This is a genomic window from Streptomyces sp. NPDC059373 (assembly GCF_042751495.1).
Classification (GTDB): domain Bacteria; phylum Actinomycetota; class Actinomycetes; order Streptomycetales; family Streptomycetaceae; genus Actinacidiphila.
Window position 1 is genome coordinate 140,623 of the sequence record NZ_JBHYXC010000008.1, and the last position, 12,705, is coordinate 153,327.

A 12,705-nucleotide genomic window follows, 5' to 3' on the forward strand; every position below is an offset into this window, starting at 1 on the left:
GATCAGTCCACCAATCCGCTCATCACGGCGACAGGAACGACGATGAATCCGGCGGTCAGCACCGCCGCCAGCACATTGGCGGTGGTCTTCAGCGCACGGTCACGCCGCTTGTTCACCGCCCCCAGCGTCTGCGCCGCACTCCAGAAGCCGTGCCTGATGTGCAGGCCCAGCGCGAGCATCGCCACGATGTAGACGACATCCACCCACCACACCCGGAAGTCGGCCACCACGTTCTCGTACGGATGGCCCGCCTGACCGCGCGGATTCACCGTCAGCGTCGTCAGATCCAGGATGTGCCACACGATGAACAGCCCCAGGATCACCCCGCCCCACCGCATCGTCCGCGTCGCGTACGACGCCCGGGGCCGCTTGTGCACGTACTTCGCGGGCCGGGCGGCCAGGTCGCGGCGACCGAGCTGATAGGCGGCCACGCCGTGCAGGACGACGCAGGCCAGCAGGCCGGTGCGCTGGATCCACAGATACCAGCTCTCGTGCAGCACCGGCTCACCGATGGTGCGCAGCCACGCCGCGTACGCGTTGAAGTTCTCCGCACCGAAGAAGATCTTCAGATTGCCGAGCATGTGCACGACCAGGAACAGCAGCATGACCACGCCGGTGCCGGCCATGACCGCCTTCTTGCCCACGGTCGAATCCCACAGCCCAGTCGTCCTGGGCCCAGTCGCCAAAGCCATGACGCTGACGGTAGGACCGCCGCCCACGACAGGTCCAAGACATCTTCCGGCTCGTTTTCATAGGCTGTACCTATGCAGCTCCAGCAGCTCGTCTACTTCCTCGCCGTGGCCGAAACCCGCCACTTCACCCGCGCCGCCGAACGCGTCCACGTCGCCCAGCCATCCCTCTCCCAGCAGATCAAGGCCCTCGAACACGAACTGGGAGCAGAACTCTTCAGCCGCGCACGCGGCAACATCGCCCTCACCGACGCCGGACAAGCCCTCCTGCCCATCGCCACCCGCATCATCGCCGACACCGAAACCGCCACCCAAGAAGTCCAGGAACTCCTCCAGCTCCGCCGCGGCCGCGTCCGCCTCGGCGCCACCCCCAGCCTCTGCACCGGCCTGCTCCCCGACATCCTCCGCGACTACCACCGCCAGTACCCCGGCATCCAGCTCATCATCGAAGAAGGCGGCTCCCGCGACCTCGTACGCGAACTCGCCACCGGCAGCCTCGACCTCGCCCTCATCGTGCTGCCCCTCCAAAGCCACGACCCCGCCCTCGACGCCACCCCGCTGCTCCACGAGGACCTCGTCGCCGTCACCGCCGCCGACACCCCCGGCATGCCCACACAGCTACGCGTCGAAGACCTCCGCGACCGCCCCCTCGTCATGTTCCGCCGCGGCTACGACCTGCGCGAACTCACCACCAGCGCCTGCCGCGCCGCCGGCTTCGAACCCACCTTCGCCGTCGAAGGAGGCGAAATGGACGCCGTCCTCGGCTTCGTCGAAGCCGGCCTCGGCCTCGCCGTCGTCCCCAGCATGGTCGCCGAACGCCGCCCCACCCTCCGGACCACCTCCTTCGCACCGCCCGGCCTCACCCGCACCATCGCCCTCGCCCACCGCAAAGACGCCGAACCCCCGCGCGCCGCCCGCGAACTACGCCGCGTCCTGCTCGACTACGTACGCACCCACGCCACGACCTGACGCCATGCCAGAGTGGACCGCATGACCCACCCCACCCCCGAAGCCCCCCACGTCGGCGTACGCGGCGAAGCCACCATCGAGGTCGAACCCGAACTCGCCGCCATCGCCATCACCGTCACCGCACGCGGCACCGACCGCCGCAACACCCTCAAAGACATCACCAGCCGCAACAACCACATCCTGGAACTCATCAAGGAATACGGCGACGCCATCGACAAACTCGAAACCGGCGCCTTCGTCATCACCCCCGAACTCCGCGAACGCGGCCGCGGCGAACGCATCCGCGCCTACCACGGCAGCGTCCGCATCAGCGCCACCCTCACCGACTTCACCGCCCTCGGCGAACTCACCACCCGCCTCGCCGACCTCGACCTCACCCGCGTCGACGGCCCCTGGTGGTCCCTGCGCCACGACTCACCCGCCTACCGCACCGCCCGCCAGCAGGCCGTACGCGCCGCCGTCCAGCGCGCCCGCGAATACGCCGAAGCCCTCGGCGCCCACCTGAGCGCCCTCATCGAACTCGACGACGAAGGCGTCCAGCAATCCGCCCCCTACCCCCGCGAACGCTCCATGCGCGCCGCCTTCGCCGCCGCCCCCGCAGGCGCCGCCCAGGACACCGCCCCCGCCATCGACCTCGAACCCGAACGCCAGACCGTCTACGCCCAGGTGACCGCGCACTTCACCATGACGCCACCGGACCTCCGATAAATACGCTGATGCGCTCATCCGAGCGCCCCCATGCACACTTCACCACTTGTCAACAACCGTTAATCCAGCCGACGTTGGGCAGTTGCCTTCAACCGAATTCCTACCCGCCGGTAGGTCATAAGCTCGAAACATGCGCCGAGCGAAAATCGTCTGCACCCTGGGCCCCGCGACCGACTCCTACGACCAGATCAAGACCCTGGTCGAAGCCGGAATGGACGTCGCCCGCCTCAACATGAGCCACGGCTCCCACGGCGACCACGAGGACCGCTACCGGCACGTCCGCAAGGCCTCCGACGAAACCGGCCACAGCGTCGGCATCCTCGCCGACCTTCAAGGTCCGAAGATCCGCCTCGGCCGCTTCGCCGAAGGCCCCGTACTCCTTGAACGCGGCGACGAATTCACCATCACCACCGAAGACATCGAAGGCGACCGCCACATCAGCGGCACCACCTACAAAGGCCTCGCCGCCGACGTCAGCCGCGGCGAACGCATCCTCGTCGACGACGGCCGCGTCACCCTCGAAGTTACCGAAGTCGAAGGCCCCCGCGTCCACACCATCGTCATCGAAGGCGGCCTCGTCTCCGACAACAAAGGACTCAACCTCCCCGGCGTCGCCGTCTCCGTCCCCGCCCTCTCCGAAAAAGACATCGACGACCTCCGATGGGCACTGCGCATCGGCGCCGACATCATCGCCCTCTCCTTCGTCCGCAGCGGACGCGACGCCGAAGACGTGCACAAGATCATGCGCGAAGAAGGCCGGCGGGTCCCCGTCATCGCCAAGATCGAAAAACCGCAGGCCGTAGACAATCTCGAAGAAATCGTCAACGCCTTCGACGGCATCATGGTCGCCCGCGGCGACCTCGGCGTCGAAATGCCCCTCGAAGCCGTCCCCCTCGTCCAAAAGCGCGCCGTCAAACTCGCCAAACGCAACGCCAAACCCGCCATCGTCGCCACCCAGATGCTCGAATCCATGATCGAGTCGTCCCGCCCCACCCGGGCCGAAGCCAGCGACGTCGCCAACGCCGTCATGGACGGCGCCGACGCCGTCATGCTCTCCGGCGAGACCAGCGTCGGCAAATACCCCATCGACACCGTCAAAACCATGGCCCGCATCGTCGCCGCCGCCGAAGAAGACATGCTCGCCCCCGGCCTCCCCCCACTCACCGAACGCAACAAACCCCGCACCCAAGGCGGCGCCGTCGCCCGCGCCGCCGCCGAAATGGGCGACTTCCTCGGCGCCAAATTCCTCGTCGCCTTCACCCAATCCGGCGACACCGCCCGCCGCCTCTCCCGCTACCGCTCCCCCATCCCCGTCCTCGCCTTCACCCCCGAACCCTCCACCCGCTCCCAGCTCAACCTCACCTGGGGCGTCGAGACCTTCCTCGGCCCCACCGTCCAGACCACCGACAAAATGGTCGACCAGGTCGACGAGCAACTCCTCCGCATCGGCCGCTGCGAAAAGGGCGACATCGTCGTCATCACCGCCGGCTCCCCGCCCGGCGTCTCCGGCACCACCAACATGGTCCGCGTCCACCACATCGGTGAGGACGACTCGCCGAAGTAGCTGTCAGTACTTGGGGCCTACGTGCCGGTCCATGAGCGCGACGGACTCACGGCGGGCGACGGAAATGTTGTACGGGTCCTTGCCCCGGCGGGTCACCTTCCACTCGACGCCGACCTTGTCGAGGGTGTCCGAGTAGAGCTTCAGGATGTCCTCGGACTTGTTGGTGAAGAAGTACCGCGGGTATTCGTAGCGCTTCCGCTCGCCGCCGACCATCCGAGTCGTCCAGTTGGTGATCCGGCACCCGTCGGAGTGGACCAGCCCCTTGATGAACTCCCAGGGGTACGCGTCCACGATCGCCTGCTGCCACGGTTCGAGGGCGATCAGGCGCTCGTGTTTCTTGCCGGGGCCGTGCTGCGGGAACATGCACGGCCAGTGCATGGTGTAGGACTTGACCTCGGTACAGCCCCGCCTCCGGCGCCGGCCCGTGTTGGGCAGGGGCATCACGCTGAGCATCGCGGCCTCGGCCGCATCGATCAGGCCTGGGTAGGCGTCGTCCAGATAGATCGACAGGTGGTGTTGCTTGGTCTTGGAGATGATGTGGCCGTCGCCGAGGTAGAGGCCGAGCAGGTAGGCGTACGCTATGCGGTCGAAGTCGCGGTCACTGCATCGAGGGCAGTCGTGCACGCGCTCGAAGAGTTCGCCGCGTGCCTTCCGGTCCTCGTGCCTCCACCAACCGACCGTGCCGCGCGATACGCCGAGCTGTTCGGCCACGACACGATTGGTGATCCCGCGCCGCATAAGGGCGACGGCCTCGTGCCGAATCGAAGGATTGTGCTGTTCCATGTACAGAGCGTCACATCCGCAGCTGCACCTTACGTCCGAATAACGAACGATCACTCGAATCGGCGATCTTGCGCCAGCGAAGCCCCCGCTGGGGGACCAAAGCCGTAAAAGGTGCCGGGTGTGGGATTCGAACCCACAAGCCCTCTCGGGCAAAGGTGTTTGAGACCTCCGCGTATGCCGTTCCGCCAACCCGGCCGGTTGCGGATCACAGCGTACCGTGTAGGTGGACAAGGGCGCAGCTAGGTAGGCTCTTAGTGCAGTCCTGCCCAGGAACGAGGAGTCCCGTGAGCGCCCCCGAGCCCGCTGACGAGCAGCAGCATGTGCCCCCGACGACCACGCGTGTCGTCATCGCTGAGGACGAGGCACTGATCCGGCTCGACCTCAAAGAGATGTTGGAAGAAGAGGGCTACTCCGTGGTCGGCGAGGCCGGCGACGGTGAGACGGCCGTGAAGCTGGCGGAGGAGCACCATCCGGATTTGGTGATCCTTGATGTGAAGATGCCGATCCTGGACGGGATTTCGGCGGCGGAGCGGATCGCGAAGGAGCGGCTGGCGCCGGTGCTGATGCTGACCGCGTTCTCGCAGCGCGAGCTGGTGGAGCGGGCGCGGGATGCGGGTGCGATGGCGTATCTGGTGAAGCCGTTCAGTAAGAGCGATCTGGTGCCGGCCATTGAGATGGCGGTGTCGCGGTTCACGGAGATGCGGGCGCTGGACGCGGAGATCGCGGACCTGAGCTTGCGGCTGGAGACGCGGAAGCTGGTGGACCGGGCGAAGAGCGTGTTGCAGACGAAGTACGGGTTGTCGGAGCCGGCGGCGTTCCGGTGGATCCAGAAGACGTCGATGGACCGGCGGATGACGATGCAGGCGGTGGCGCAGGCCGTGATCGACGAGGTCCCGGAGAAGTAGCCAGCCGTAGGCGTGGCAACGCGTGGGGGCCCGCACCGAATGGTGCGGGCCCCCACGCGTTGCCGTACGGAAGGGCTCAGTCCTCGCCGAGGTAGGCCTTGCGGACGGATTCGTCGTGGAGGAGGTCGCTGCCGTTGCCGCTGAGGACGATGCGGCCGACTTCCATGACGTGGCCCTGGTCGGCCAGGGAGAGTGCGGCCTGGGCGTTCTGTTCGACGAGCAGGATGGTGGTGCCCTGGGCCTTGAGTTCGGCGATGGTGGTCATGATCTTCTGCATCATGATGGGGGAGAGGCCCATGGACGGTTCGTCGAGCATGAGGAGCTTGGGCTGGCACATGAGGGCGCGACCCATGGCCAGCATCTGCTGCTCGCCGCCGGACAGGGTGCCTGCGGCCTGCTTTCGGCGTTCCCCGAGGATGGGGAAGAGGTCGTAGGCGCGTTGGACGTCCTTGGTGATGCCGTCCTGGTCCTTGCGGAGGTATGCGCCGAGCCGCAGGTTGTCCTCGATGGTCATCCGGGGGAAGATGTGCCGGCCCTCGGGTGAGTGGGCGAGGCCCAGGGAGACGATCTTGTGGGCGGGGACCTTGGACAGTGGCTGGCCGTCGAAGGTGATCCGGCCGCCGATCGGCTTGAGGAGGCCGCTGAGGGTGCGCAGGGTTGTGGTCTTGCCGGCGCCGTTGATGCCGATGAGGGTGACGACCTGGCCGGCCTCGACGCTGAACGAGATGCCCTTGACGGCCTCGATCTTGCCGTAGGCGACGCGCAGGTCCTCGACTTCGAGTAGGGCGGTCACCGGTCGTCCTCCTTGCTGGTGGTGGTGCTGTCGGCGGCCGCGCCCGCCTCGGCTGCCTCGACCTCGGCGGCTTCCGCCTCGTCGGGTTCGCCTTCGAAGGGTGTGCCGAGGTAGGCGGCGATGACCCGTTCGTCGCGCTGGACGACCTCGGGGGTGCCTTCGATGAGTTTTTCGCCCTGGACGAGGCAGGCGACGCGGTCACAGAGGTTGAAGATGAAGCGCATGTCGTGCTCGATGACGAGTACGGCGATGCCTCTGTCGCGGATGGCGAAGACGAGGTCCTGGGTGGCCCTGGTCTCCTGGGGGTTCATACCGGCGGTGGGTTCGTCGAGGAGCAGGACGCCGGGGTCGCTGGCGAGGGCGCGGGCGATTTCGAGTTTGCGCTGTTCGCCGTATGGGAGGTTGCGGCTGAGCCAGTCGGCCTTGTCGGCGAGGCCGACGAAGTCGAGGAATTCCATGGCTTTGTCGCGGGCTTCGGCTTCGGTGCGCCGGTAGCGGGGGCCGCGGCCGAGGGCGGAGAAGAGGCCCTGGGCGGTGCGGGTGTGGCGGCCTACGAGGACGTTTTCGAGGACCGTCATGTTGTTGAAGAGGCGGATGTTCTGGAAGGTGCGGGCGATGCCTGCCTGGGTGACCTTGAAGGGTTTGGGCGGGAGGACCGTGCCCTTGTAGGTCACTGTGCCTTCGGTGGGGAGGTACAGGCCGGTGAGGCAGTTGAAGAAGGTGGTCTTGCCGGCGCCGTTGGGGCCGATCAGGCCGACGATCTCGCCGCTGTTGACGGTGAGGTCGACGTTGCGTACGGCGGTGAGTCCGCCGAAGCGCATGATGACGCCCTTGGCCTCCAGGAGGGGGGTGCCGTCGGCGGTGGCCGGCTCTTGGGCGATGAGTGGTGTGGTCATGTCGTCACGCCCCCGCCTTCGAGAGGCCGGCTGTCTCGGTGTCGAGGACCGGTTCTTCGGCTTCGTGGAACTCCAGCTGACGGCGGCGGCTGGCGATGAGGCCTTCGGGCCGGAAGCGCATCAGGAGGATGAGGGTGAGGCCGAAGGCGAGGAGCTGGTAGTCGTTGAGGAACTGCAGCTTGGCCGGGATGAGGTAGAGCATGGATGCGCCGATCAGCGGGCCGCTGACGGTGCCCATGCCGCCGAGGACGACGGCTGCGAGCAGGAACGCCGAGTTGGGTGGCACGGAGCCGGCGAACTGGTACGGGTCGGGTACCACGCTGAAGGCGACGTGTGCCTGGACGATGCCTGCCAGTCCGGCGAGGCTGGCGCCGAGGGCGAAGGCGAGGAGTTTGAGGCGGAAGCCGTTGATGCCCATCGCCAGGGCGGCGGTTTCGTCTTCCCGGATGGCGATCCAGGCGCGGCCGATCCGGGAGTTCCCGGCGCGGCTGAAGACGAGGACCACGATGGCGGTGAAGACCAGCATCAGCAGGAAGTAGTTGGAGAAGCGGCCGAGGGTGAAGCTTCCGAAGGTGTGCGAATTGCCCAGGTTGAACCCGAAGATCGAGATGTCGGGGATGTTGGGAATTCCGTTGGGGCCGCCTGTGACGTTGGGTCCGGAGGTGCCGTCGAGGTTGTTGACGACGATGCGGAAGATCTCTCCGAAGCCGAGTGTCACGATGGCCAGGTAGTCGCCGCGTAGCCGCAGGGTGGGGGCGCCGATGAGGACGCCGAAGACCAGGGATGCGGCGGCGCCGGCGAGGGCGGCCGCCCACCAGGGGAAGACCACGTGGACGGACGAGGTGGCCGCGCCGGAGACCAGGGCCGCGGTGTAGGCGCCGACGCCGAGGAAGGCGACGTAGCCGAGGTCGAGGAGGCCGGTGAGGCCGACGACGATGTTCAGGCCGAGGGCGACGGTGGCGAAGATCAGGACGTTGACGCCGATGCTGGTGTACTCGTCGCTGTTCTGGGTGAAGGGGAAGGCGGCTGCCGCGGCGAAGGCGCCGATGGAGGCGATGGCGCGGCGGCGTGAGGTGATCGCGGAGAGCCGTTCGGTGAGCCCCGAGGCGAAGATGCCCCATACGGCGAAGACGACGAGGATCAGGAAGTCGACGAAGAGTTCGCCGTAGGCGGTGTCGACGCCGTAGGTGAAGACGAACAGCCCGGCGCCGAGTGCGGCGGCGATGATGAGGATGTCGGCGTACGCGGGCAGCGGCTTGGTGGGTTTGACGTCGGGGCGGTTGCGGATGCTGCTCCACAGGGCGCCGCCGCGGCTGGTGCTGCCGCTGGTGTCGCCGTCGTACGGCAGTCCGAGGGCGCCGATGACGGGTATGAGGGCGAGCAGTCCGGCTATCCAGCCGCCTGTCACGAGGTTGGCGAAGCCGCCGAGTTCGACGGCTATGGAGCCGAGGCTGTACCAGGTGGTGACGAGGCCGCCGATGGCCATCAGCAGTGCGGCGGCGTTCGGGCCGGCGGGGGTGAGCCAGCGCAGTCCGCGGATGCCGTAGGTGGTGAGGCCGAAGAGGGCGGTGAGCAGGCCGGCGGTGAAGGTGAGCCACTGGAGGCCGGCGGGGGAGCCGTAGTAGGTGAGGTCGCCGGGGAAGTCGGCGGTCCAGGTCCAGGCGAGGAAGGCGCCGATGGCGGTGAGTATGCCGCCGCCGGTGGTGAGGGCGCGGGCGACTCCGAGGGGCATGGGGATCACGGCGGTGGGTGCCGCGGTGGTCTGCATGCCGGTCTGCGTGGTGGTCGTCATGTCATCACGCCCTGTCCGCGACGCGTTCGCCGAGCAGGCCTTGTGGCCGTAGCAGCAGGACGAGGATGAGCAGGACGAAGGCCCACACGTCCTGCCAGGCGCCGCCGCCGAACTGGTCCATGCCGGGGATGTGTTGGATGTAGGTGGAGGCGAGGGCTTCGGCGACGCCGAGGACGAGGCCGCCGAGCATGGCGCCGTAGATGTTGCCGATGCCGCCGAGGACGGCGGCGGTGAAGGCCTTGAGTCCGGCGATGAAGCCCATGCGGAAGTCGATCTGGCCGTAGCGCAGGCCGTGTGAGACGCCGGCGATGGCGGCGAAGGTCGCGCCGATGGCGAAGGCGATGACGATGATGCGGTTGGTGTCGATGCCCATGAGTTTGGCGGTGTCCGGGTCCTGCGCGGTGGCTTGCATGGCGCGGCCGGTGCGGGTGCGGGCGACGAAGGTGGCCAGGAACAGCATCGACAGCGGGGCCGCGATGAGCAGGAAGACGTCGGCGGGCTGGATGGTGACGGTGCCGAGGTGGAAGCCGTTGCCGCCGAACTGCGGGAAGAGTCGTTCCTTCTTGGCGTCCGGGTAGAACGTCCAGACCAGCTGCTGGAGGGTGAGGGACACGCCGATGGCGGTGATGAGCGGCGCGAGGCGTGGGGCGTTGCGCAGCGGCCGGTAGGCGAAGCGTTCCATGATGATCGCGATGGCGATGGCGACGATGATGCCGCCGATGAGCATCAGGGGGAGCGCGATCCACAGGCTGGTGTTGGCGGGAAGGAGGTAGACGTAGACGGTGAGGGCGCCGAAGGCCCCGGTCATGAAGATCTCGCCGTGGGCGAAGTTGATGAGCTGGATGATGCCGTAGACCATCGTGTAACCGACGGCGATCAGCCCATACATCGAGCCGAGGAGTAGGCCGTTCACCAGCTGTTGCGGCAGTTCGTGCACCGCAGGGCCTCCGTGGTGTCGCGGTTCCCGGGATCGGACGGGACCCGGGTCAGTGGGCTTCCTTGACGCGACCGCGCGGAGGCGCTGTCCGTGCAGCTCCTCCGCGCGGCCGTGGGGTGGTCTGGTGGGGGTCAGCCGCTGAAGGTGCCCGACTTGACGGACGCCCAGGCGCCGTTCTTGACCGCGTAGACGGTGAGCTGCTTGTTGGTGGCGTCACCGTACTGGTCGAAGGAGACGGGGCCGGTCACGCCGCTGAAGGAGACCTTGGACATGGCCGCTTCGACCTTGGCGCGGGGGGTGGACGGCAGCTTGCCGCCGTTGGCGCTGACGACTGCCTTGACGGCCTCGATGATGGACCAGGCGCTGTCGTACGAGTAGCCGCCGTAGGCGCCGTAGGCGTCCTTGTAGCCGGCCGCCTTGTAGTCCGAGATGAACGTCTTGGCGGAGTCGAGGGTCTCGACGGGGGCGCCGACGGAGGTGGCGAGGTCACCGTTGGAGCCGGTGCCGGCCAGCTTGACGTAGCTCGGGTCGAAGATGCCGTCACCGCCCATGAGCGGGATGTTGGTGGCGCCCTTGAGCTGCTTGCTCAGCGGGCCGGCCTCGGGGTACTGGCCGCCGTAGTAGACGATGTCGGCGCCGGAGGCCTTGATGCGGCCGGCGAGGCTGGAGTAGTCCTTCTGGCCGCTGGTGACGTGGTCCTGGCCGACGACCTTGCCGCCGAGCTTGGTGAACTCGGTCTTGAAGGTGCCGACGAGGCCGACGCCGTAGGTCAGCTTGTCGTCGACGAGGAAGACCTTCGTCTTCTTCGCGGTGCTGTAGGCGTACTCCGCCGCGAAGGGACCCTGGATGGCGTCGGTGGTCGCGGTGCGGAAGTACGACTTGAAGGGGCGGGTCTTCACGCCGCTGGCCCACTTGGTGCCCTGGGTCAGCTGGGGGTTGGTGTTCGCGGGCGAGACCTCGGTGAGGTTGGCCTCGTCGAAGACCTTCTGCATCGACAGCGCGACGCTGGAGTTCAGCGGGCCGACGACGCCGATGACGCTGCTGTCGGCGACGAGTTTGGCGGCGTTCTGCTGTCCGGGGGACGGCAGGGCCTGGTCGTCGAGGGACTCGATCTTGAACTGAACGCCCGGGACCTCGTTGTTCTTGTTGGCGTTCTTGATCGCCAGGTCGACCGAGTTCTTGATGCCCTGGCCGAGGGCGGAGAGTGCGCCGGTGAGCGGGGCGTCGACGCCGATGGTGACGGTGGTGCTGCCCTTGCTGTCGTTGGAGCTGCTGTTGCTGCGGGAGCCGCAAGCGGTGAGGGCGAGCGATCCCGATGTGAGTACTGCGGTGAGAACAAGCAAGGAACGGTGTCGCACGGTCAGTCCTTTCCCCTGGCGCGGCGTTCTCCGGTGAGACGCCGGTTCGCGCGCTGGAACCGAACTGTGCGGTGATCCAGTGGCGCAGTGACTGGGCGTGACTCTAAGCGCGAGGCGGGGGGTCCGGCAGAGGGGTAGGGCAGGATGTGACTCTCTTGTTATGACATGAGGAAAGCTTGAGGTTGGGTAAGCGGACGAAATGGGATGTAGTTCTCATATCGGTGCGTTTCGCATGGTGAGAACGCCCAGTTCCGGCCCGTGCTGGGGTGTTGCCTTTGTCGCTGTGCGACAGGAGGAGCGCAGCGCTGTGAAGAGGTCGCCGGGGTAGTTGCCGCCGATGATGTAGCTCTCCTTCTGTATTGCGCGCGTGTTACGAAGCGTTACATCGAGGAAAGCCAGCACGCCTTCGTGCGGCAACGCGCGGCAGTCGCGCACATGAAAGTGCAGGACGACCTGGGCGGTGCCGCCCGCCGCGACGGTGAAGGGCAGGGCCGGGGCGCTGACTGTGGAGGTGTTGCCGGAGGATTCCACGATCTTCTGCACGGTGACCGGCGGCCCCTCGGTCACGGTGACGGTGAACCGGAGGGTGAAGGTGTGCGTGACCGAGTCCGGCGGACGGGTGCCGGGTCCCTGGTACGTGACCTGGGTTGCCTGGGCGGGGTAGGGCGCCAGGGGCGGTGTGGCCGGTTCGGGCCGGTTCGCGCAGCCGTAGCCGATGAGGGTGCCGAGGGCGGTGGCCGCGGCGAGGGCGGCGATCGTACGGCGGCGTCGGAGCGGGAGGGCCGCCCAACGCTCGTACAGGCGGGGGGCGTCGGAGCCGATGACCTCCGAGGGAGCGGTGGTGCCCTCGCCCGGTTCGAGCGGGCCGATGCCGCTCATGACGGCCAGGGGCCGGAGGTGAAGGACGGCCCGGGGGTGCTGTAGCGCTCGGCGCAGCGGGCCGTGGCCTGGCGTCGGACGAGTTGGGCGGCGGCGGCCGAGCCGTTGCTCCGGCGTTCGGAGCGGGCGGCTGGGAGGATGTCGAGCAGGATGGCGTTCTGCCCGCTGGACAGCCCCATCTCCTGGTAGTCCAGGCCGGTCGCCTTGTCGCCCTTGAGTGCTTCACCGGCCCAGTAGGTGATCAGGGTGGTGCACAGCTCGGCGGGCGAAGTGGTGTGCGGGGCGGGGCTGCCGCTCGCGGTGGCGGCGGGCCCGGAGGGGGGAGGCGCCGTCCCGCAGCCGGCCACCGCCGGCGTGAACGCGAGCGCGCACAGGACCCCGACGCCTGCCCGGATGGATCGTGCTGCCCCCATGACGGAAAGCTAGCCCGGC

13 protein-coding genes and 1 tRNA gene are annotated in these 12,705 nt (G+C 67.6%); 4 read left to right on the forward strand and 10 right to left on the reverse strand.

What is annotated here, in order from left to right:
• Positions 1-2: 2 nt before the first annotated feature.
• The gene (locus tag ACFXJ5_RS15375; protein WP_384630863.1) at positions 3-692 is read right to left on the reverse strand and encodes a succinate dehydrogenase cytochrome b subunit; all 690 of its coding nucleotides are present in this window, start codon (positions 690-692) and stop codon (positions 3-5) included.
• A gap of 72 nt (positions 693-764) precedes the next feature.
• On the opposite strand from ACFXJ5_RS15375, the gene ACFXJ5_RS15380 reads away from it, so the two are divergent.
• The 3 genes from ACFXJ5_RS15380 (at position 765) to pyk (ending at position 3,930) form a co-directional block, all read left to right on the forward strand.
• Positions 765-1,658, forward strand: coding sequence for a LysR family transcriptional regulator (locus ACFXJ5_RS15380; protein ID WP_384630864.1), 894 nt, complete (start codon positions 765-767; stop codon positions 1,656-1,658).
• 21 nt (positions 1,659-1,679) lie between these two features.
• Positions 1,680-2,366, forward strand: coding sequence for an SIMPL domain-containing protein (locus ACFXJ5_RS15385; protein WP_384630865.1), 687 nt, complete (start codon positions 1,680-1,682; stop codon positions 2,364-2,366).
• Positions 2,367-2,496: 130 nt separating this feature from the next.
• Positions 2,497-3,930: a pyruvate kinase gene (pyk, locus tag ACFXJ5_RS15390; protein ID WP_384630866.1), complete on the forward strand. Its 1,434-nt coding sequence runs from the start codon at positions 2,497-2,499 to the stop codon at positions 3,928-3,930.
• Between the two features lie 3 nt (positions 3,931-3,933).
• On the opposite strand, the gene ACFXJ5_RS15395 is transcribed toward pyk, so the two are convergent.
• Positions 3,934-4,713 carry a helix-turn-helix domain-containing protein gene (locus ACFXJ5_RS15395; protein WP_384630867.1) on the reverse strand — a complete coding sequence of 260 codons (780 nt, stop codon included), beginning with the start codon at positions 4,711-4,713 and terminating at the stop codon, positions 3,934-3,936.
• 112 nt (positions 4,714-4,825) lie between these two features.
• Positions 4,826-4,908 (reverse strand) — tRNA-Leu (locus ACFXJ5_RS15400).
• A gap of 89 nt (positions 4,909-4,997) precedes the next feature.
• Here ACFXJ5_RS15400 and ACFXJ5_RS15405 point away from each other — a divergent pair.
• Complete coding sequence (locus ACFXJ5_RS15405; RefSeq protein WP_384630868.1) at positions 4,998-5,618, forward strand: ANTAR domain-containing response regulator; 621 nt, start codon at positions 4,998-5,000, stop codon at positions 5,616-5,618.
• A gap of 76 nt (positions 5,619-5,694) precedes the next feature.
• Here ACFXJ5_RS15405 and ACFXJ5_RS15410 read toward each other — a convergent pair whose 3' ends face one another.
• The 7 genes from ACFXJ5_RS15410 to ACFXJ5_RS15440 form a co-directional block, all read right to left on the reverse strand.
• Positions 5,695-6,411 carry an ABC transporter ATP-binding protein gene (locus ACFXJ5_RS15410; RefSeq protein WP_384630869.1) on the reverse strand — a complete coding sequence of 239 codons (717 nt, stop codon included), beginning with the start codon at positions 6,409-6,411 and terminating at the stop codon, positions 5,695-5,697.
• Complete coding sequence (locus ACFXJ5_RS15415; RefSeq protein ID WP_384630870.1) at positions 6,408-7,307, reverse strand: ABC transporter ATP-binding protein; 900 nt, start codon at positions 7,305-7,307, stop codon at positions 6,408-6,410. The genes ACFXJ5_RS15410 and ACFXJ5_RS15415 overlap by 4 nt, the downstream gene beginning before the upstream one ends.
• Positions 7,308-7,311: 4 nt before the next feature.
• Entirely contained in the window at positions 7,312-9,099 is a 1,788-nt protein-coding gene (locus ACFXJ5_RS15420; protein ID WP_384630871.1) for a branched-chain amino acid ABC transporter permease, read from the reverse strand.
• A gap of 4 nt (positions 9,100-9,103) precedes the next feature.
• Positions 9,104-10,036, reverse strand: a complete 933-nt coding sequence (locus ACFXJ5_RS15425; RefSeq protein WP_384630872.1) for a branched-chain amino acid ABC transporter permease — start codon at positions 10,034-10,036, stop codon at positions 9,104-9,106.
• A 131-nt stretch (positions 10,037-10,167) separates the two neighbouring features.
• Positions 10,168-11,394, reverse strand: coding sequence for a branched-chain amino acid ABC transporter substrate-binding protein (locus ACFXJ5_RS15430; protein WP_384630873.1), 1,227 nt, complete (start codon positions 11,392-11,394; stop codon positions 10,168-10,170).
• A 213-nt stretch (positions 11,395-11,607) separates the two neighbouring features.
• Entirely contained in the window at positions 11,608-12,273 is a 666-nt protein-coding gene (locus ACFXJ5_RS15435; RefSeq protein ID WP_384630874.1) for a hypothetical protein, read from the reverse strand.
• Positions 12,270-12,686 carry a hypothetical protein gene (locus ACFXJ5_RS15440; RefSeq protein ID WP_384630875.1) on the reverse strand — a complete coding sequence of 139 codons (417 nt, stop codon included), beginning with the start codon at positions 12,684-12,686 and terminating at the stop codon, positions 12,270-12,272. The genes ACFXJ5_RS15435 and ACFXJ5_RS15440 overlap by 4 nt, the downstream gene beginning before the upstream one ends.
• Positions 12,687-12,705: the final 19 nt, after the last annotated feature.